This is a genomic window from Aeromonas popoffii (genome assembly GCF_037818705.1).
GTDB classification, from domain to species: domain Bacteria; phylum Pseudomonadota; class Gammaproteobacteria; order Enterobacterales; family Aeromonadaceae; genus Aeromonas; species Aeromonas popoffii.
On record NZ_CP149129.1, the window covers coordinates 2564536 to 2584126 of the forward strand.

Genomic DNA, 19591 nt, shown 5'->3' on the forward strand with positions numbered 1-19591 from the left:
CGTTGTGCTGTCCCCACCCGCAGCAGGGAGACGCAGCTGGCTGGCCGGGAAATTACTTCTTGCCAAAGCCCGACTGCTTGAGAGTGTAACCCGCGCTGTTTTGCCAGGCATCCAGACCGCTGCGGTTGTTGCCCGCCACCAGACTGGCGGCCAGGCTCGGGCTGTTGAACAGCTGATCGGCGGTGAACACCAGGCCCCCTTCGCTGCGCAAGGTAAGGATCCCCTTGCCCAGCAGCTCCTGACGCAGTTCGATCACGGCGTCACGCAGGGAGGCGGCATCCTCGCCATTGGCGGTGGAGCCCGCCAGCACCATGAAGCCGGGATGTTGCCGCTTGCCCACCGGATAACCGTGAGCCTCGGCCCCCTTGCCGTTGAAGTGGTACAGCTCGCGCTCCCCCGGCGTGTTGTCGGAGAGCGCCTTTTGCAGGGTCATCAGCTCGTTATAAATCTCGATGGGGACGACGGCAGCCTGCTTGTTGCCCTTGCTATCGATGATAAAACTGACTTGCTTGTGTAACATCCTTGCTCATCCTGTGACCCATGGAAGCTCCTATTCTAACCACCTCTGGCAAGCGGGATCCAGCGAGGATCCTCACCTCTTTTGCAGGCTTGATCACTAACTGGCTCTCTTGAACCGTTGCGAGGCGTGTTGATCATTCTCAAGCGTGATAGCCTAGATAGCATGATGAAAGCCATTGACCATCAAGCGGTTATCCCATGCTGACCCTGCGCAACCTCTGCAAGAGCTTCGATAACGGCAGCGAACGCCTGCCGCTGTTCCATCATCTGGATCTCACCTTGGCCGCAGGCGAGATCACCCTGCTGCTGGGGCAGAGTGGCTGTGGCAAATCCACCCTGCTCAACCTGATCGCCGGACTCATCCCCCCGGATGAGGGGGAGATCTGGCTGGGGGAGACCCGGCTCGACAACCAGTCCCCGGATGATAGGGCCCGCCAGCGCGGTCGGCATTTTGGCATCGTCTATCAGGATTTCAACCTGCTGCCGACCCTGAACGTGGAGGAGAACCTCTGTCTGCCGCTCGCCATCAACGGCCTGCCACAGGATGAGACAAAGATTGACCGCTTGCTGCAACAGCTCGATATGGCCCACAAGCGCCACGCCTGGCCGGAGCAACTCTCCGGCGGCCAGCGCCAGCGAGTCGCCCTGGCCCGCGCCCTCATTCACCAGCCCCAGTGGCTCCTGGCCGACGAGCCCACAGGGAGCCTCGATGAGCACAACGCCGAGCAAGTGATGGCACTGATGATGGAGGCGGTACGTGAAACCGGTGCGGGGCTCTTGCTGGTGAGCCACAACCCCGCCTATGGCGCGCTGGCGGATAGAGTGCTGCGCCTCGAAGGGGGCCAGCTGATTGAGCTCAAGAGGGCGCGCCATGCGTGACGCCAGCGGCGATCGCGAGGCTGTCTCATGCTGCCATTGAAGGCGCTGCTGCGCCTTTATCGCGCGCATCCCTGGCTGCTGTTGATGAGCCTGACCGGGCTCATGCTGGGGGTCTCGCTGGTGGTGGCCATCGAGCTGCTTAACCACAGTGCCAGCACCAACTTCGTCGCCGCCCGCACCCAGCTGGCGGGGGATGCCAACTACCGGCTGGCCCCGAGCGGTGGCCTGGATGAGCAAGGTTACGTACAACTGGTGCGCAGCCAGCCGAGCCTCAATGCCATGCCGCAGCTGCATGCCTGGCTCAAAGACGAGCAGGGACGCAGTTTTCAGCTGCTGGGGATGGATCTCTTCAACCCCGGCCCCCTGCGCCAGCTGTTTGGTGAGGGCCCATCCAGCGAGCCCGCCTTCTCCTTAAGCCGCGCCGACAGTGTCTGGCTGGCGACGCCGGAGGCCAAACGGCTCGACTGGCAGCCGGGCCAGTCCCGCACCTTTGTGCTGGGCGGCGGTGGCGAAGGTGATCGCCCGCTAACCCTGACCCTGGCGGGTACCTTCGAACCCGGCGCCGTGCCCATGGAGCGGCTGCTGGTGACCGACATCGGCCTCGCCCAGCCTCTGCTTGGCAAAGAAGGCCGGCTCGATCGCATCATCTTCAAGCTAAGTGACGCCGAGGCCCGCGCCCTGCAAGCCCTGCTGCAAGCTAACCTCCCCCATCAGCCGCTCTGGCTCGAGCCTATCAGCCCGGCACTCGATGCCAGCCAGCTCGGCGATGCCCTGGCGCTCAACCTCACCGCCCTTTCCCTGCTCGCCATGGCCGTGGGACTGTTTCTGGTGTTCAACGCCCAGCGCTTCGTGCAGAGCGTGCGTCGCCCCCAGCTGGCCCAGCTCATCATTCTGGGGCTGCCGCCGAGCAGGCTGCTGCGCTGGCTGGTGCTGGAGCTGCTGATCCTCGCCACCCTGGGCACCTTGCTCGGGTTGGTGCTTGGTAGCCTGTTAGCCCTGACGCTGATGGGGCAACTGACCCAGGCGCTGGCCGACCTTTATGGCCCCAATCCCATCGATCTGCTGCGTCTCTCCCCTCTGGGCCTGCTCAAGGCGCTGGTGATAGGCCTGCTGGGGACGCTTGCCGCCAACCTGCCCGGCTGGTGGCAGCTGCTGCGCCAATCCCCCCTTGCACTGCGCGAAGGCAACAGCCGCCCGCTGCGACATATCTGGCGTCGGCGGGGGCTTGCCATCACCATACTGCTGCTCTGCGCACTGTGCCTCTGGCTACCACAAACTGGCCTGCCGGGGGCCCTCTTCGTGGCCGGAGGCTGGCTGCTGGCCATGGCGCTCTGGCTGCCCGACGCCTTGCGCTGGCTGCTGGGACGGCTGCGCCGCGCCATGGGGGCGCCGGATCGCCACTACCTTTTGACCGCCCGACTCGGGGTGGCCGAGACCCAATACCATCTGGATCGCACCGCCATCGCCGTGATGGCGCTGCAACTGGCCATCGCCGCGGCCATCGGCATAGGGGTCATGGTGTCGAGCTTTCGCTCGAGCGTGGAGATCTGGCTGGGCCAGCGTCTGGCCGCCGATCTCTATGTCACGGCTCCCAAGGGGGTGGCAGGCAACAAGGGCGTCCTGAGCGAGGCGACCCTGACCGCTATTCTGGCCGAACCGGATGTGGCGCAAGCATCGCGCCGATCGGTGCATCCCGCCCGCTGGCAGGGGCAGCCCATCGAGTGGGCGCAGATGGACTTTATCCCACAGCTTAAAGCCGCCTATCCCCTGTTGGCCGGGCGCTGGCCAACCAACCCCGACGAGGTGCTGGCAAGCGAGCCCCTGACGGTGCGCCTCGGGGTCAAGGTGGGCCAGACGCTCAGCATCACCGCCGAACAGGGGCCAAGGCAGCTTACCGTCACCGGCGTCTATCAGGATTACGGCAGTGACAAGGGGCAACTCCTGCACGCCTTCGAAGAGGGGGCGGTGCAATCCCTCGCCCTGTTCAGTGCCAACCCTGAGCCGCTGGCCGACCGACTGCGTGCCCGTTTTGGCGAACAACTCAATCTGCTCTCAGCCCCATCCATCCACACAGCCGCCCTCAAGGTGTTCGACCAGACCTTTGTGGTGACCGAGCTGCTTAAATTGCTGATTTTGGGCATCGCCTTCGTCGGTATCGGCTCGGCCTTCATGGTGCTGGGGCTGGCCCGGCGCAGTGAATTGCAGACCTTGCAGAGTCTGGGCTTGAGCCCCCGCCACTGTCGCCGCCTGCTGGTGTGGCAGGGGGCAGGATTGGGACTGCTGACGGCGCTGCTGGCGCTGCCGGTGGGTTACGGGCTGGCGTGGGTGCTGATCGAGGTGGTCAACCCCCGCGCCTTTGGCTGGCGCCTCGCCTTCGAGGCCGCCCCCCTGCATGCCATCACGGCCCTGTTGCTGGCGCCTGTGTGTGGTGCATTGGCCTCCTGGTTTGCGGCGAGGAAAGTAGTATGAACAACATCAAGATTGGGCTGCTGCTCGCCTGTGCCCTGTATGGCACGGCCGCCACGGCCAGCGATCTGAGCACCCTGCTCGGCGGCGGCAACGATAACTTCAAAAAGGCCCTGCCGGGCCAGCCTATCCAGTTGCCCGCCGACCACGGCGCCCATCCCGACTACCGATCCGAGTGGTGGTATCTCACCGGCAACCTCAAAGACGAGCAGGGGCGCGAATATGGCCTGCAGTGGACCCTGTTTCGCCAGGGTATCGAGCAGGAGATCAAATCGGACAACCCCTGGCTCACTCCCCAGCTCTGGCTGGCCCAGTTTGCCATCACGGACCTCAGCAAAGGCAGCCACCAACAGGATGAGCGCACCAGCCGCCAGGGCCCGGGGCTTGCAGGCGCCAGCGGCGGTGAATACTGGATCAAGGAGTGGGTACTCACCTCCCGGGGGGAATCGCTCTTTCCCGCCACCCTCAGGGTGCAGAGCAAGGTGGGGGATCTCACCCTCCAGGTCAGCGCAGCCAAACCCGTGGTGCTGCAGGGCAAGCAGGGTTACAGCGAGAAGAGTCCGGGCAACGCTTCGTTTTACTACTCCTACCCGCGCCTGACGCTAAGTGGCACTTTGACCCTGGATGGGGAGACCCGCACCGTCACCGGTCAGGGCTGGTTCGATCACGAGTGGAGCAGCTCGGTATTGGCCGACTGGCAGTCGGGCTGGGACTGGTTCTCGCTGCAATTACGCGATGGCCGCGAGCTGATGCTGTTTCGCCTGCGCACCAAGGCGGGGCGCACTGAACCAGAAAACCGCTACGGCATTTTGATCGAACAAGATGGCAGCAGCCGGGTACTCTCCCCTGACCATATCACGCTGACGCCGGGCAAGACCTGGCGCGGCCCCAAGGGGCAAGCCTACCCCGTGGAGTGGCAACTCAAGGCCGCCGATTTGAACCTCACTATCCGTGCTCGCCAACCCAATCAGGCCATGACAGGACGTTTTGACTACTGGGAGGGGGCTGTCACCGTAGAGGGGGATGCCAAGGGGCTGGGGTATCTGGAGATGACCGGCTATTAAGCCTCCGGCCATCGCCGGTCATCCCTCATACTAACGCCCGCTCCAAAAGCGGGGCGCTATCAAGAACTCATTAACATCCGACAACTTGGCCAGGTTTTTACTCAACAAGGGAAGTCAGCGTTTGATACCCTGCGGATGCGGTCTCATGGCGTATTTTCGTACACCGCCCATGGCGACAGCATTAACCTGTTTGAGTCGTTTAACTCATATGCAGCACGCACAAGGATGGCATTTATGTGGCAAGAGATATGGCAGACCATCGTCTCCGAGTTCACGGATATTCAAGATATCAAGCAGATGACCCAGATTGTATTGCGCCTGCTGGTAGCTGGCCTGCTCGGTGGTCTATTAGGCTACGAGCGTGAACAAAAAGGGAAAAGTGCCGGGATCCGCACCCATATGCTGGTCAGTATTGGCGCCGCCCTGTTCGTGCTGATCCCCCAGCAAGCTGGCGCATCAACCGCCGATATGACCCGGGTATTGCAGGGTCTGACTGCCGGGGTGGGATTTCTGGGGGCTGGCACCATCATTCTGGGCACCCGACAAACAGAAACCAAGGGGCTGACCACCGCCGCCGGTATCTGGGTCACCGCCGCCATCGGCATTGCCGCTGGCATGGGCCGAGAATCCACCGCAGTGCTCGCCACCCTGATAGCGCTGTTTATTCTGACCATTGTGCCTTGGCTGCTGGCTCTCAAAAAAGAGGGCCGTGAGTGATCCTCACTCGCCATACCAATGGCGACAGCTATCAGGGGATAACCGGCTACCAAGGTGGCCGGTTTGCTTGATGAACTGAACCCCATCGCCCATATAAACAGGGCATAAAACTGGCATTGCCCACCAACCCATATAACTTGGTGCCAGTAGTCAAGGATGCCGATCCCGCTGGTTGATCGAACAAACCTCCCCCACTCCGCCCCCTGCCACCTTGGCTCAAGTCTGAGCCCCGTCAAAAAACCATGCAAAATCTGAGCGTTAACTGATTTTATACTCACGGCTACCAGTCAGCGTTTGATACCCTACTCATCCGGCCCATGTAGCCACTAAACAGACCAGATGTGTCTATGGTTCACTCTCGTTCAATCAGGCCAAAGGAATAATCGTGAGTACCGAGTATCCAGAGTTTTTTTACAAATACCGTCCTATTGATAGTCATGACAATTTTCAAGATGATTATGCCATTGATGCCTTGATAAAAAATAAAGCTATCTTTTCCAGTAGGACTAATTTTAATGATCTTTTTGACTCTAAAATAGAGTTAATAAAACCTACACCATTACAATTAAAAGAAATAATGGGGCGAGTAAGTAAACATGAAAAACATTTCATAAGAAAGCTCATTCATAATGGAGGGTTTACCTATACTGGGCTTGAGTTTATTCAGGAATTAGAAAATAATTTCAATGAGTTAATAGATAGCTATGCTTTTTATTGCGTGTCCAGCAACCCTACTAGTAATTTAATGTGGTCACACTACGCGAACTCTCACAAGGGATTCTGTATAGAATTCAAATCTAAGTTTATGCCAGCAGAGAAAGTGATATATCAAGATGAAATTCCAAAACTAAACATAACTGATATATTTCTTTCCAGCTTAAACTTAATAAATGGTGAAGAAGTAGGCATGCATATATGGCAATCTCTTAGAACAAAACTCATTGAATGGAATTACGAGTCTGAGTATAGGTTCCAAGCTAATAACTCAATGGGGAGAATACCTGCTGATAAACAGTTTATGATTATGCCTTACAATCCTGAATTTGTAGAATCAGTCATTTTTGGTTGTCGTATGACGCCCAATGCTAAACAATTCATAATTAATCAAATGCCTTCAGGTACAAAATTTAAGCAAGCAGTTGAAAAAATTAGTTGCATTGAAATTTTCAAATTTAATTATCATACTGATTTGTAATACAAAATTGCAAAACGGTTAACTCTCAAGATGTTAATTTTTATTAATTCCCCTAAAAGGCTTTAAGTAAATGGACTTTCAAATAAATTATATCGCAGACTGTGCAACAGCAGTTGCCGCTGTAATTGCAGCGATTAGTCTTGGAATAAGTGCTTATCAAACTCATCTCTCACGTAGAATCGCAGCAACAGCATTTGAAGACACTATTGATCAATAGTATCGGGATCTAGCCAAAGAAATCCCAGTTGATTTTTTAATTGACAATTGCAGTTTAGTTAGTGGTGATATAAGAGAAATCATTTTCAACTATTTAGACCTTTGCAATCAACAGATTTATCTCCGCGCAATAAGGAAGAATTGGTAAAGCACGCTGGGGAAGTTGGTGCGATGGTATACAAGAAAATCTACGTAAAGCTGCTTTCCACTCAGTTTGGAGTGAGGTTAAAGAGAACGCCTCTTTTTCATATCTCGAACGTTTAGATAAGGAATCCTAGGCGAGGCGGAACCAGCGTGTGAACTCTTTCTGGCACAGCTTGCGGGCCTCACGCACAAACAGGTTGCGCGACTCCTGATGGCGCTGGCGCGGCATGATAATGAAGGCAAACAGCCGGTAGAGCCACATATAGGGTAGGAAGTGCTGGCCGAGTCGGCCCAGCTGCACCAGCACCCGTGGTAACTGCTCACCGGCAGGGCTTGACGCACACAATTTAGCAGGGATGGGATAATCCGTTTTCTCTATGCAGGTTCTGACTATGACGCGCAGCAACTCCTTGGGATAACGCCCCAGGCGTTTGGCGTCTCCACCAACGGCAGGATTTTTTATCCTGCCGTTTTTGTTTTCCTATTTCGCTACCTGATCCACCAGATAGAGGATGCTGTGATAGGGAATACCGGCGTGCTGGCTTAGCCCCATCTCGCAGGTGCGGCTATTGCTAAAACCCTGACGGCAATCGGTGGGCACCTGGGCGGGCAGGCTGGCGAGCGCCGCGGCGTTGAGCTCAGGGGTCATCAACCCCTTGTCACCGGCAAAGCCGCAGCACTGGATATGCTCTGGCACTATCACTTCCCGGGCGCAGGCACGGGCTACCGCCAGCATCTTCTCCCCCAGCCCCATACGCCGGCTGCTGCAGGTGATATGAAGCATCACTGTCTCATCGATCGGTGCAAGGTCGAGATGAGGCAGCAGGTGTTCCAGCACAAAGGCGGAGGGCTCAAACACCCGCAATCCCTTGCCGAGCGCCCCCGAAAGCAGTCGCTGCACGCAGGGGCTGGTGTCGAGCAGCACGGGCCAGCGCCCCTGCTCGCTTGCCTGCCACAGGGCCTCGGCCAGCTCGGTGCGCTTGGTCTGCGCCACCTCGACCATCCCCTTGCTGTCATAGGGCATGCCGCAGCAGAGCCCCTCAACTCTCGCCGGCACTATGACCCGGCAGCCCGCCTTCTTGAGCAAAGATTGCACCACCTGTGGCAGTGACGGGGCACCCGCTTGCTGGCCGAATACCCGGCTGGCGCAGGAGGGCAGATAGACCACAGCACGCTCGCTTGTTGCGCCGTGACCATCGCCTATGCCCGTGCTTGCGCCCCCCGGCTCCCCTTGCGGCCACCGGTAGCGGCTCGGCCCCGGCAGGGTCGGCAGCCTGGCGGGGGGGCGCTGGCCGCTGGCGCGGCGCACCCCGTTCACCAACCCCGCCAGCGCTTTCTCTCCCAACCGCTTGCCGGCAATGCCTTTGAGCCCCAGCGCGCTGCGGGCGGTGCGGGTGACGCCAGCGAAGTGATCGGCGCTCCAGCGGGCGATGGGCACAAAGCGCTGGTACTTTTCGCGGCGCAGCTTCTTGATAAGGCTGCCGGTGTTGATGCCGACCGGGCAGCGGTCTGCACAGAGCCCGGTGGCAGCGCAGGTGTCAATGCCCTGATAGTCAAACAGCCGGACCAGCTCGCGGGAGGGCTCACCGCTGCGTTCGCGGCGCGACAACTCCCGATAGAGCACGATGCGTTGGCGCGGCGAGAGCGACAGGGTGCGCGAGGGGCAGACCGCCTCGCAAAAGCCACACTCGATGCACGGATCCACGATGGCATCGCTCGCCGGCATGGGTTTGAGGTGGGCAAGGTGGGCTTTGGGGTCGTCGTTGATGATGACACCGGGATTGAGCAGGCCATCGGGGTCGAGCAGTGCCTTGATGCGGCGCATCAGCGCCATCCCCTCCGGCCCCCACTCCAGCTCCACATAGGGGGCCATGTTGCGGCCGGTGCCGTGCTCGGCTTTGAGCGACCCGCCAAAACGCACCGCGACCAGTTCGGCCACCGCATCCATAAAGGCGCCGTAGCGCGCCACTTGCGCCGGATCATCGAACCCCTGGGTAAAGACGAAGTGCAGGTTCCCCTCCAGCGCGTGGCCGAAGATGATGGCCTCATGATACGCAAACTCATCGAACAGGGCTTGCAGCCCCGCCACCCCCTCGGCCAGACGCTCGACGGGAAAAGCGACATCCTCGATGATGACGGTGGTGCCTGTGGTGCGCACCGCCCCCACTGCCGGGAAGAGCCCCTTGCGAATGGCCCAGAGCCCGGTGCTCTCGCGGGTAAAAGGCACCGAGGCCACCTGAACGAACTCGGCAGCCATGCCCATCACCTGCTCGCAGCGATCGACCAGCGCCTCCTTGCTCTCCCCATGCACCTCGATCAACAGGGCGCAGGCGGCCAGGTCCAGCCGTTCAATAAAGTCCGGCAGACCGGGCTTGCCCGCCACCGAGCGCAGGGAACGCCCATCCATCAGCTCCACCGCCGCCACAGGCGCGCTTTTGAGGTGCGAGGTGGCCAGACACGCCTGCTCGACATCCCTGAACACCAGCAGGCCCGAGGCCTTGTGGGGGTGTTCCGGCACTGTGTCGAGCACCACTTCGGCGATAAAGCCGAGGGTCCCCTCCGAGCCAATCATCAGGTGGGTGAGGATATCGACCGGGTCTGCATGGTCAATGAGGGCATTGATGGCGTAGCCCGTGGTGTTCTTGAGCCGGTATTTATGGCGAATTTTGGCGGTGAGTTCTGTGTTTGCCAGCACATCGGTGCGCAGCGAAGAGAGCCCCGCCAGCAGATCGGGACGCGACTGCGCAAAGGCGGCGCGGCTGTGCGGGTTGCCGCTATCCAATACAGTGCCATCGGCCAGCAACAGGGTCATGGCATACAATGTGTGGTAGCTGTTGTGGGCGGTGCCGCAGCACATGCCGCTGGCGTTGTTGGCGGCGATGCCCCCCAGCTTGCAGGCGTTAATCGACGCAGGATCCGGCCCTATCTTGCGCCCAAGGGGGGCCAGATAGCGGTTGGCATCGGCGCCGATCACCCCGGGTTGCAGGGCGATGCGCGCCCCCCCGTCCAGAATACGGTGGCCGCGCCAGCTGTCGGTCAGGGTAATGAGCACCGAATCGCTCAGGGCCTGGCCCGATAGGCTGGTGCCAGCGGCGCGAAAGGTGCACGGCAGGTTCAATTCGCGGCACAGCGCCAGCACGAAGCGCACCTCATCCAAAGAGTCGAGGCGCACGATGCGCTCGGGCACCAGCCGGTAAAAGCTCGCGTCCGTACCGTGGGCGAGGCGCAGATCAGGGTCGCTCACCAGCCGCGCTGGTGGAATACGCGCAAGCAGGGCGGCGTCAAACTCGTTCCAGCGCATCAACAATCCTCCACCAGCACCACCAACAGACGGCTCGGGCCGTGGGCGCCGTAGGCCAGGGTCTGCTGGATGTCGGCGGTCTTGGAGGGGCCGGAAACCAGCAGCAAATTGGTGGGCATGGCCTGTTGCCAGCCCCCCGCCGCCACCAGCCCGGCCAGGTTGTCGGCAATGGTAGACGCCGCCAGCAACGCGATATGGCAGGGGGGCACCAGGGAGAGGGTGCGCGGCTCGCCGCCATCAGGTATTAACACCAGGGTGCCGGTATCGGCGATGGCGCCCGCACAGTGGGTGATGCCGGCCTGACGGGTGTCGAACAGCGCATCCTTCCAGCTGGCGAACTCGCCAGCGGGCGTCAATACCGAGCGCCCGGCGCAAGCCACCGCCACCTCATCTTGCCAGCGCCCCCCCTGGCCGCAGGCGAGCCGCGAGATCCCTTCCCCATCCAACCAGGCGGTCAGTTCGCGGGCAAGGTTCGCCGCCTGTACGGTCAGGATCTCGGCGTGGGCGGCGGTGATCCCGCTAAGGAAACGTGCGCGCCGCGTCTGATCATCCTCACCGTGCCAGGGCTGCCAGGCATGCGGTGCAGGCGCAATGGGGGTGGCCGCGCCGCGCAGGCGGTGCAATATGGCCTCTTTGCTCGACATATCAAGACTCCTTTTTTTTCTGGCGCAGCAGGGCGTGCAAGCTTCGGGGGGCGGGCTTGGGGGCCTCGCGGCACTGGGTCCAGGGACCCAGGTGTGTTGGCACAAGAGCACGCAGCCGACCGGCGACACCGGTCGCGGCGTGATAGATCCGTGGGTGGGTGGCGGCAAAAGCAAAACCCTGCATGGCGAGGGATTCCAGACGACTGCCGGCAGCCCCCTGCCCTGCCAGCGGCTCGCGACCCGGCGCCGCCTCGTGCTTGGCCTCCCGGCGCAGGCGCTGCAGCATGTCGGGAATGGGAATGCGCACCGGGCACACTTCGCCGCAGGCGCCGCACAGGCTCGACGCCGTCACCAGATCGCTGGTGCTTTCGAGCCCCAGCAGATGGGGGGAGATGATCTTGCCGATGGGGCCCGGGTAGATGGTGCCGTAGGCATGGCCGCCGATGCGGGTGTAGACCGGGCAGTGGTTCATGCAGGCGCCGCAGCGGATGCACTGCAAGGTCTTGCGCAGCTCCTCGTCCCGATAGGCCTGGCTGCGGCCGTTGTCGAGCAGCACCAGGTGCACCTCGTCCGGGCCGTCCAGCTCCCCTTCCCGGCGCGGGCCGCTGATGACATTGAAGTAGGTGGAGATCGCCTGACCGGTGGCCGAACGGGTCAGGGCGCTGTAAAGGGGAGGCACGTCGGAGAGGAACTCCACCACCTTCTCGATACCGGTGATGGCCACGTGCACGTTTGGCACAGTGGTGCACATGCGCCCGTTGCCCTCATTCTCCACCAGACAGAGGCTGCCGGTCTCCGCCACCGCGAAGTTGACCCCCGACAGCCCCATGCCGGCGCGGCGAAACTCCTCGCGAAGGGCCCGCCGCCCGGTCTGGATCAGTGCATCCACGTCCGTGGTGGGGGTGAAGCCTTCGAGGTTGTGGGCGAAGGTGTCGCTCACCTCCTGCTTGTTCTTGTGGATGGCGGGCATGATGATGTGGGACGGGGTATCGCCGTCGAGCTGGACGATGAACTCCCCCATGTCGCTCTCGAGGCAGCGGATGCCGTGGCGCGCCATCTCGTGATTGAACCCCACCTCCTCGCTCACCATGGACTTGCCCTTGACGATGGATCTCACCCCGTGTTGCTGGGCGATGCCGAGGATGATGGCGTTGGCTTCGTCAGGCGTCTGGGCCCAGTGCACCCGGATACCGTTGCGCTCGCAGCTGGCTTCGAGTTGCTCCAAAAGCTCCGGCAGGCGCGAGAGGCAGCGCTGGCGAATTTGCTCGGCGGCATCGCGCACCGCCGCCTCCTCGACCGGGTCGGCAAAGGCATCACGACGCTTGCCGCGCAGGTAATCCATGGCGCCGCGAAAGTTCTGGCGCAGCACGGGGTCGGCCAGGGCCGCCTCGGCCTGGGGATGGAAGCGGCGCGGCGAATACTTGGCGTGCTCACTCATGGTGGGCCTCCTTTTTTTCTGCCACAGGCTCGCTGTGGGCGAGCAGGAAACTGGCCAGGTGCATGGCGGGAAGTCTCTTGCCCTGAAAGGCCAGGGATCCCTTGATATTGAGCAGGCACCCCCAGTCGGCGCTCACCAGGGTGTCGGCACCGGTCGCCAGCAGGTGGCGGGTCTTGTCCTCCACCATGGCCTGGCTGATGTGGGGGTGGCGCACCGAGAAGGTACCGCCAAAGCCGCAGCATTCGCTCTCGTAGGCCTGTTCATGCAGGGTGACGCCCTCAAGCTGGCCCAGCAGGGCGCGGGCTCGACTGTGCACCTGCATCTCGCGCCTGGCCGAGCAGGAGGTGTGCATGACGATGCTCGCCTCCCCCACCCCGTGCCAGCGCACCCGGCAGATCTGGGCCAGAAACTCGGTGAGTTCGAACACTCGCTCGCAGAAGGCCGCAACCTCGGGGTTGCCGGGAAAGAGACGGCCATAGTGATGGTGCATCATGCCGCCGCAGGAGCCAGAGAGCACCACCACCGGCCAGGGCTCGGGGAAGAGCGCCATCTGGCTTTGCGCCACCTTGCGCGCCTCCTCTTCATGGCCGGAGGTGTAGGCCGGCTGTCCGCAGCAGGTCTGTTTCTCGACAAAGTGCACCCTTATTCCCTCCCGCTCGAGCAGGGCGATGGCATCGAGCCCCGCCACCGGGTCGAACAGATCCACCAGACAGGTGGCATAGAGATAGACATCGGCCGGCTTGGCCGGATAGACCCGCATTACCTTCATCACTTGCTCTCCTTACTTCAATTGCAGCAGTGCGTCCGAGATGTGGAAGCTGTACATGAGCGCCAGCCCGATCAGGCCGGTGGCCAGCAGGTAGTAGAGCGTGGGTAGCGCTGTCTTGCGCAACGTCGCCCCCTCACGGCCGAGCAGCCCCACGGTGGCCGACGCCGCCACCACGTTGTGAATGGCGATCATGTTGCCAGCCGCCGCCCCCACCGCCTGCAGCGCCAGCATGGCGGCGGTCGATACGCCGAGGGTCTGGGCCACTTCAAACTGAAACTGGCTGAACATCATGTTCGACACAGTGTTGGAGCCGGCGATAAAGGCCCCCAACGCGCCTATGGTGGCGCTCAGGGCCGGGAAGAACTCCCCCACCAACCCTGCGGCAAAATTCGCCGTGGTCACCGGCATGCTGGCGAGATCCGCCCCGTTCACACCGGAGTTGATGAAGAGGCGCACCATGGGCACGGTGAAGATGAGCACGAAGCCGGCCCCGATCAAGGTACGGCTGGACTCCCCCAGTGCCCGGCCAAAGGGGACAAGGGAGCGCGATTGCAGCAGGGTGGCCAGCAGGGCGCAGAGCACCAGCAGGCCCCCGGGCAGATAAAGCGGTTCAATGGAGGCGCTCACTCCCGGCTCGCCCAGCAGGTCTGTGAAGGCGAGGCTCACCGACAAGAGGCTTGCCTTGAACCCGGGGCTGACCCGGCTTGCCACCAGCAGGAGTGCCAGCGCCACATAGGGCATCCAGGCCAGCAGCAGCGACATGGGGCGGGCGGCAGCCGCTTTCAGATCGAGCTTGAGGGAGCCCAGCCACTCGGTCGGCCACTCATTTTCAGGGGCGAAATCCCACCCGGTTTTGGGCACCAGAAAGCCGGCCCGCGCCGCCGTTACCACCAGCGCCAACCCCACCAGACCACCGATGAGGGACGGGAACTCGGGACCAAGCAGCATACCGGTCAGGGCATAGGGCACGGTGAAGGCCAGCCCGGCGAAGAGGGCGAACGGCAATATGGCAAGCCCCTCGGTCCAGCTGCGGTGACGGCCGAAGAAGCGGGTCAGCATCATCACCATCAGCACCGGCATCAGGGTGCCGACGGTGGCGTGAATGAGGGCCACGTTGGTGGTGATCTGCTGCAGGTAAACCTCCCAGCTGCTGCCACCGGCACTCAGGGTCTGGCCGATAGTCTGGCTGTCGAGCCCCTTGTTGATCCCTACCAGAATGGGGGTGCCCACAGCACCGAATGATACCGGCGTGGACTGGATCATCATGCCGAGCAGCACGGCAGCGAGCGCCGGAAAGCCGATGGCCACCAGCAGGGGAGCGGCGATAGCGGCCGGCGTACCAAAGCCCGAGGCCCCTTCGATAAAGGCGCCGAAGCACCAGGCGATGATGATGGCCTGGATACGCCTATCCGGCGAGATGTTGGTAAAGCCGCTGCGGATCGCCGTGATGGCGCCTGTGTGTTTGAGGGTGTTGAGCATCAGGATGGCGCCGAACACGATCCAGAGCACGGTCAGCGTGATCAACAACCCCTGCAGGGTAGAGGCGATCACCCGGGTCGGGCTCATCTGCCAGCCCCACAGGGCGATCAAGACGGTCAACAGAAAGGCGATGGGCATGGCGCGTTTGGCGGGCCAGTTGAGGCCGACCAGCAGCACGGCGGCCACCAGGATCGGCGAGAAGGCCATCAGGGCCAGCAGGGTGTCTGTCATCATTGCGTCCTTGTCCGAGTGGTGCAGAGGTGCACCTTGTTGTCTTTTTGTTAAGCGGACGTGACCTTACTCTCTTCCCTTTTCGCGATATATGGAAATAATGAACAACATTCATTCCAAAAGTTGATCAATATGGCCCGTAGCGACGACCTCATTCTCTTCGCCCAGGTGGTGGAAGCCGGCTCCTTCAGCAAGGTGGCCGAACAAAATTCCCTTACAAATTCAGTGGTTAGCAAACGAATTGGGCGCCTGGAGGACGATCTCGGGGTGCAGCTGCTCTATCGCACCACCCGCAGCCTCACCCTGAGCGAGGCGGGCAAGGCGCTTTATCAGGGTGCCAAAAATGTGAAGGCCGCCGCACTGGACGCTTTCGACGCCGTGGCGGGGTTTGGTGAAAAGGTGAGCGGCCATGTGCGCATGTCAGTGCCCACCATTTCGGGGGAGCTGCTGCTGGCAGATGCGGTGGCCGACTTTTGCCAGCAGCACCCTGGGCTCACGGTGGAGATGTCGCTGGAGAATCGCTTCGTCAATCTGGTGGAAGAGGGGTTTGACCTGGTCATTCGCACCGGCTATCTGGATGACTCGAGTCTTATCGCCCGTCACATCCTCGATTCCCAGTGGGTGATCTGCGCCTCCCCCGGCTACGTGCGCCGCTTCGGAGCACCGCGCGAGCCCTCCGATCTGCTGGCACACAACTGCCTGCGCTACGCCTACCAGAGCACGGGCGCCTCGGAGTGGGCCTTCAGGGGGGAGAACGGCAACTATCTCTTGTCGGTGTCGGGCAGCTTTTGCACCGACAACGCCGGGGCCCTGCGCAAGGCTGCACTGGGGGGGCGCGGCATCGTCTATGTGCCGCGCTGCCTGGTCTATCACGATCTGATGAACGGCGAGCTGGTGGACCTTTTTCCCGATCAGGTGGGCAAGAAGCTCGGCATCTACGCCGTCTACCCCTTTACCCGTCAGCCGCCGCGCAAGATAAGGCTATTGATCGAGCACATCCGCCAGCGCTACCTCGACATCGCCCATTACTTCGGGTGAGTGGATGAGGTCTGGCGGGCGATAAAGTCCAGCGTGGCGCGATTGAACAGCTCCGGCTGCTCCACATTGCAGACATGGCCGCACTGTTCGATCACCGCCAGCGAGGCGCTGGCATCGCGGGCCACCTGCTCGCGCACCGGTGCCAGGAACATGTGATCCTCCTCCCCCATTACATAGAGGGTCGGGATCGGCAGGGTGCGCTCCTTGAAGTAACGCATCAGCGGATTGACCTCGGTGGCGAGGCGGAACCAGCGTTTGAACTCCTTCTGGCACAATTTACGCGCCTCACGCACGAACAGGTTGCGCGACTCCTGATGATGCTGGCGCGGCATGATGATAAAGGCGAACAGCCGGTAGAGCCACATGTAGGGCAGGATATGCTGGCCGACCCGGCCAAGCTGCACCAATACCCGAGAGCGAATATCAAGCCGCAGTATGGCGCCGCCCAGCACCATGCTCTTGACCCGCTCCGGGCAGAGCTCCGCCAGATGGCGAATAAGGATGGTGCCCAGCGAAATGCCGACAAAGTGGGCGCAGCGGATATTGAGATGATCGAGCAGGCGTACTATGTCCTCAGTCACGGCTCGAAAGCTGTAGTGACCCTTGACCACCTGCTGCAACCGGTGAGACTGCCCGTGGCCGCGCAAGTCCAGCAGCAGCACGTTGAAGTGCTCGCGATAGGCGCGCAGCTGCTTGAACCAGATGGAGGAGCTGCCACCGGCACCGTGCACGAATACCACCCAATCCCTGTCGGGGCCAAGCTCGAACGTCTTGTGATACAGCATCTTGCGACTCCCTCATCGACGGCATTGGGGTATAGTAGGCGCGCATCTTAACAGATATTCTCACCCGACTAATACGTTTGCATGGCAACTGGCGAGGAACGTGAGCATGGAGTTGACGAGTTTGAGAGCCTTTCTGCTGACCCTGCCGGGCGCCACCGAAGACACGCCGTTTGGCCCGGAGATCCTGGTCTACCGCATCGCCGGCAAGATGTTCGCACTGGTGGATTGGCAAGCAGCGCCGCTCACCATCAACCTCAAATGCGAGCCCGACCTCGCCCTGCTGCTGCGGGAGATCCACCCCGAGGTCACACCCGGCTGGCACATGAACAAGTTACAATGTCAATTCAGCACGATAATTTAAAACATACAATATAAATAGATCTTCATCTATCGACAAAGACTGAAGCATCTTGACTGAATGGGTATGGAACTCTTCCATGGCTTGTTCAAAAGGCTCGATTCAAGGCTCATGAGCCGTTAGATATCATTGACTTTTGACGTAAACAAAACAACTAGTGCCTCTTTTGAGACTGAGTGTATAATGCACCATTCCTTATATAATGGACACTAGTATGCCCTCAGAGATTGCAAGTCAGGCAATATCAACGATTGCTAATCAGTCAACACCAACTGGTGAGTTGTTTTCTATATCGATAAATAAAGATTTTGGTTTTTCATTCCATATTGCACCGATTTTAGAAAACATTTTTTATATAATCGTTGTTACTTCTATCATCGTGTATTTTGTCCAGTTTATAAGGGGGCGAGCTTTTTTTAAGAGATCAGAGATAGAAATATCTGAAGCTGAAATCGGCATTGGAAATAACAAAATAAAACTCACACCAAATTATACAGATAAACAAGTCGCATATAAGATATGGGTCGAATTAAGCACTCGAAAGATTGGCATTCCTCTTGATTTAAAGCATGATGTAATTGAAGAGGTGTATAACTCTTGGTATCAGTTCTTTACAATAACAAGAGAACTAATGAAAGAAATAGACGTAAGAAAAATCAATAGGGATGATACAAAAAATATAATTAACATCTCTATGGGGGTATTGAATGAAGGTATTCGCCCTCATTTAACTGAATGGCAGGCAAAGTATAGGCGTTGGTATAGAGTGGCATTGGATAATGAAGATAATAAATCTAAAACTCCGCAGGAAATTCAGGCATCATATCCTTATTATCAAGACTTATGTGCAGACCTTACAAGAGTGAATTCAAACCTACTTAGATATCGAGATGTAATGAAGCAAGTTGCTGAACAATAGGAGGCTAAAATGCATAAGGTTTTTATCAGTTATCATCATAAAAACGATCAGTATTACAAAGATTTTTTGATTGAAATGAATCGGTTGAGCCCTATTTTTATCGATGGTTCCGTAGACTCTGGCGATATAAGTGATGACCTTACAGACCAGGAAATAAGACGTATAATAAGAGATGACTATTTGAAAGATACTACAGTCACAATTTTGCTGGTAGGGACTGAAACAAAATATCGTAAACACATCGACTGGGAAATATTCTCCAGTATGATTGATGGTAAGGTTAACAAAAAATCTGGATTGTTGGTAGTCAATCTACCAAGCACTGGGTGCACATATTTTAGAGCATCACATGGAGAGGAAGAAAAAAAAGCCATTCATCCCAGCACTACTTCATGGACTAATTTGAAAACAAGAAAAGAATTCGATGAAAGATTCCCCTATGTTCCAAAGCGAATTCTTGACAGCATACATAACAAAAGTGCAAAGATATCCATAGTGAATTGGGATACTATTCAAAACAACTGGGGTGGGTTGGAAATGCTTATCGACTTAACATTCAAAGATAAAAGTGAATGCGAGTATGATTTAAGTGAGCCAATGAAGAGAAAAAACTTTAACCCTGTTATTGCATGACTACGAAATGAGGCAACTACATTTTAGTTGCCTCTCTTTAATGCCATTAACTCACTTCTGCAATCGCTTAACAGTTGCCACTGAGCAACCAAGAGCCCCTTACCATCAACCTCAAATGCGATCCCGAGCTGGCGTTGCTGCTGCGCGAGATCCACACCGAACCCAAACCAGACTAGTACATAGCAAGTCACAGCGTCAATTCAGCACGACAATTAGCGCACAAAAAAGCCACCCGAAGGTGGCTTAGATTGTGATGTCGGCTTGTGCAGTCAGTAGCAAAACCCGAGTGAATACAGGCAAGCGATCTTTGATCAGACCCCAATCCTGTGTGTCGTTCATCTTCACAGACATTCGAGCGGTACGACCCAGATTCATACCCAGCATGATCTCAGTAAAGCGCGGTTGCTTTGTCTGATGAACTACATAGCCAAACGGTAGATCGATCATCAACAGCAAACTAGCTAACTCTACCCATTGATGATCCGTCATCGCTTTCAGTTTCATTACCGGACACGGCATAACGTGGATGCCTTGAACTTCCATCCCGATTAGTTCAACTGCCCCACCCTTCCCAAATTTCAGAATGTGACTAGCGTTATCTCCGACAAATGTTAGTCCGAGTTCACTATCTACGATCTCGCCAAACTGTGCCAGAACGTCTAGGATCGCTTGCTTGTCTTTCAGTGTGTCACCGCTACATCCCTTGATTACTTGCAGTCTTGCAGCTTCCGAGTGACGGTGATTGTCATTTGTAATCATATTGTCTCCTATTGCTTGTGACAGTATTTAGAGACGA

The 19591-nt window shown here is 58.6% G+C and carries 16 protein-coding genes and 3 pseudogenes; 10 read left to right on the plus strand and 9 right to left on the minus strand.

From position 1 onward, the window contains the following. Positions 1-52 precede the first annotated feature (52 nt). Entirely contained in the window at positions 53-520 is a 468-nt protein-coding gene (locus WJM78_RS11630; protein ID WP_042035635.1) for a DUF4357 domain-containing protein, read from the minus strand. Between the two features lie 197 nt (positions 521-717). Here WJM78_RS11630 and WJM78_RS11635 point away from each other — a divergent pair, with 197 nt between their 5' ends. The 5 genes from WJM78_RS11635 to WJM78_RS11655 all read left to right on the plus strand — a co-directional run bounded on the left by WJM78_RS11635 (position 718) and on the right by WJM78_RS11655 (position 6840). Next, a complete protein-coding gene (locus tag WJM78_RS11635) occupies positions 718-1398 on the plus strand; it encodes an ABC transporter ATP-binding protein (protein WP_339009359.1) in 681 nt (226 codons plus the stop codon). Positions 1399-1425: 27 nt separating this feature from the next. Continuing rightward, the gene (locus tag WJM78_RS11640) at positions 1426-3867 is read left to right on the plus strand and encodes an ABC transporter permease (RefSeq protein WP_339009361.1); all 2442 of its coding nucleotides are present in this window, start codon (positions 1426-1428) and stop codon (positions 3865-3867) included. Beyond that, positions 3864-4928 (plus strand): lipocalin-like domain-containing protein, encoded by a 1065-nt coding sequence (locus tag WJM78_RS11645; protein ID WP_339009363.1) that lies wholly within the window; start codon positions 3864-3866, stop codon positions 4926-4928. The genes WJM78_RS11640 and WJM78_RS11645 overlap by 4 nt, the downstream gene beginning before the upstream one ends. Before the next feature lie 234 nt (positions 4929-5162). Then, complete coding sequence (locus WJM78_RS11650) at positions 5163-5645, plus strand: MgtC/SapB family protein (protein ID WP_181364658.1); 483 nt, start codon at positions 5163-5165, stop codon at positions 5643-5645. A gap of 385 nt (positions 5646-6030) precedes the next feature. Beyond that, positions 6031-6840, plus strand: coding sequence for a DUF2971 domain-containing protein (locus tag WJM78_RS11655; protein WP_339009366.1), 810 nt, complete (start codon positions 6031-6033; stop codon positions 6838-6840). A 493-nt stretch (positions 6841-7333) separates the two neighbouring features. Here the strand turns inward: WJM78_RS11655 and WJM78_RS11660 are convergent. The 6 genes and pseudogenes from WJM78_RS11660 to WJM78_RS11685 all read right to left on the minus strand — a co-directional run. Continuing rightward, positions 7334-7510 (minus strand): annotated as a pseudogene (locus WJM78_RS11660) (alpha/beta hydrolase); the annotation flags it as partial. A gap of 171 nt (positions 7511-7681) precedes the next feature. Beyond that, positions 7682-10501 (minus strand): FAD-binding and (Fe-S)-binding domain-containing protein, encoded by a 2820-nt coding sequence (locus WJM78_RS11665; protein WP_339009368.1) that lies wholly within the window; start codon positions 10499-10501, stop codon positions 7682-7684. Then, the gene (locus WJM78_RS11670; protein ID WP_339009370.1) at positions 10501-11145 is read right to left on the minus strand and encodes a LutC/YkgG family protein; all 645 of its coding nucleotides are present in this window, start codon (positions 11143-11145) and stop codon (positions 10501-10503) included. The genes WJM78_RS11665 and WJM78_RS11670 overlap by 1 nt, the downstream gene beginning before the upstream one ends. A 1-nt stretch (position 11146) precedes the next feature. Next, a complete protein-coding gene (locus tag WJM78_RS11675; protein ID WP_339009372.1) occupies positions 11147-12583 on the minus strand; it encodes a LutB/LldF family L-lactate oxidation iron-sulfur protein in 1437 nt (478 codons plus the stop codon). Further along, the gene (locus WJM78_RS11680) at positions 12576-13352 is read right to left on the minus strand and encodes a (Fe-S)-binding protein (protein WP_339015847.1); all 777 of its coding nucleotides are present in this window, start codon (positions 13350-13352) and stop codon (positions 12576-12578) included. The genes WJM78_RS11675 and WJM78_RS11680 overlap by 8 nt, the downstream gene beginning before the upstream one ends. A gap of 12 nt (positions 13353-13364) precedes the next feature. Then, positions 13365-15062, minus strand: a complete 1698-nt coding sequence (locus tag WJM78_RS11685; RefSeq protein ID WP_275931214.1) for an L-lactate permease — start codon at positions 15060-15062, stop codon at positions 13365-13367. A 60-nt stretch (positions 15063-15122) separates the two neighbouring features. Between WJM78_RS11685 and WJM78_RS11690 the strand changes: the two genes are divergently transcribed. After that, complete coding sequence (locus WJM78_RS11690; protein ID WP_339009374.1) at positions 15123-16100, plus strand: LysR family transcriptional regulator; 978 nt, start codon at positions 15123-15125, stop codon at positions 16098-16100. On the opposite strand, the gene WJM78_RS11695 is transcribed toward WJM78_RS11690, so the two are convergent. Then, positions 16088-16885, minus strand: a complete 798-nt coding sequence (locus WJM78_RS11695; RefSeq protein ID WP_339009376.1) for an alpha/beta hydrolase — start codon at positions 16883-16885, stop codon at positions 16088-16090. The two genes, WJM78_RS11690 and WJM78_RS11695, sit on opposite strands and share 13 nt — an antisense overlap. 106 nt (positions 16886-16991) lie before the next feature. Here WJM78_RS11695 and WJM78_RS11700 point away from each other — a divergent pair. The 4 genes and pseudogenes from WJM78_RS11700 to WJM78_RS11715 form a co-directional block, all read left to right on the plus strand. Next, a pseudogene (locus WJM78_RS11700) lies at positions 16992-17216 on the plus strand (MmcQ/YjbR family DNA-binding protein); the annotation flags it as partial. A 241-nt stretch (positions 17217-17457) separates the two neighbouring features. Further along, complete coding sequence (locus WJM78_RS11705; RefSeq protein WP_339009378.1) at positions 17458-18162, plus strand: hypothetical protein; 705 nt, start codon at positions 17458-17460, stop codon at positions 18160-18162. Between the two features lie 9 nt (positions 18163-18171). After that, positions 18172-18795: a TIR domain-containing protein gene (locus WJM78_RS11710; RefSeq protein ID WP_339009379.1), complete on the plus strand. Its 624-nt coding sequence runs from the start codon at positions 18172-18174 to the stop codon at positions 18793-18795. Between the two features lie 92 nt (positions 18796-18887). After that, a pseudogene (locus tag WJM78_RS11715) lies at positions 18888-18965 on the plus strand (MmcQ/YjbR family DNA-binding protein); the annotation flags it as partial. A 73-nt stretch (positions 18966-19038) separates the two neighbouring features. Here WJM78_RS11715 and WJM78_RS11720 read toward each other — a convergent pair. Beyond that, positions 19039-19554 (minus strand): hypothetical protein, encoded by a 516-nt coding sequence (locus tag WJM78_RS11720; protein WP_339009381.1) that lies wholly within the window; start codon positions 19552-19554, stop codon positions 19039-19041. Positions 19555-19591 lie beyond the last annotated feature (37 nt).

What these genes read in the sequence shown, in the direction of transcription:
- WJM78_RS11675 (WP_339009372.1), bottom strand. Translation starts at nt 12,583, where the DNA reads ATGAGTGAGCACGCCAAGTATTCGCCGCGCCGCTTCCATCCCCAGGCC.
- WJM78_RS11645 (WP_339009363.1), top strand. Translation starts at nt 3,864, where the DNA reads ATGAACAACATCAAGATTGGGCTGCTGCTCGCCTGTGCCCTGTATGGC.
- WJM78_RS11680 (WP_339015847.1), bottom strand. Translation starts at nt 13,352, where the DNA reads ATGAAGGTAATGCGGGTCTATCCGGCCAAGCCGGCCGATGTCTATCTC.
- WJM78_RS11705 (WP_339009378.1), top strand. Translation starts at nt 17,458, where the DNA reads ATGCCCTCAGAGATTGCAAGTCAGGCAATATCAACGATTGCTAATCAG.
- WJM78_RS11630 (WP_042035635.1), bottom strand. Translation starts at nt 520, where the DNA reads ATGTTACACAAGCAAGTCAGTTTTATCATCGATAGCAAGGGCAACAAG.
- WJM78_RS11650 (WP_181364658.1), top strand. Translation starts at nt 5,163, where the DNA reads ATGTGGCAAGAGATATGGCAGACCATCGTCTCCGAGTTCACGGATATT.
- WJM78_RS11670 (WP_339009370.1), bottom strand. Translation starts at nt 11,145, where the DNA reads ATGTCGAGCAAAGAGGCCATATTGCACCGCCTGCGCGGCGCGGCCACC.
- WJM78_RS11635 (WP_339009359.1), top strand. Translation starts at nt 718, where the DNA reads ATGCTGACCCTGCGCAACCTCTGCAAGAGCTTCGATAACGGCAGCGAA.
- WJM78_RS11640 (WP_339009361.1), top strand. Translation starts at nt 1,426, where the DNA reads ATGCTGCCATTGAAGGCGCTGCTGCGCCTTTATCGCGCGCATCCCTGG.
- WJM78_RS11710 (WP_339009379.1), top strand. Translation starts at nt 18,172, where the DNA reads ATGCATAAGGTTTTTATCAGTTATCATCATAAAAACGATCAGTATTAC.
- WJM78_RS11685 (WP_275931214.1), bottom strand. Translation starts at nt 15,062, where the DNA reads ATGACAGACACCCTGCTGGCCCTGATGGCCTTCTCGCCGATCCTGGTG.
- WJM78_RS11720 (WP_339009381.1), bottom strand. Translation starts at nt 19,554, where the DNA reads ATGATTACAAATGACAATCACCGTCACTCGGAAGCTGCAAGACTGCAA.
- WJM78_RS11695 (WP_339009376.1), bottom strand. Translation starts at nt 16,885, where the DNA reads ATGCTGTATCACAAGACGTTCGAGCTTGGCCCCGACAGGGATTGGGTG.
- WJM78_RS11665 (WP_339009368.1), bottom strand. Translation starts at nt 10,501, where the DNA reads ATGCGCTGGAACGAGTTTGACGCCGCCCTGCTTGCGCGTATTCCACCA.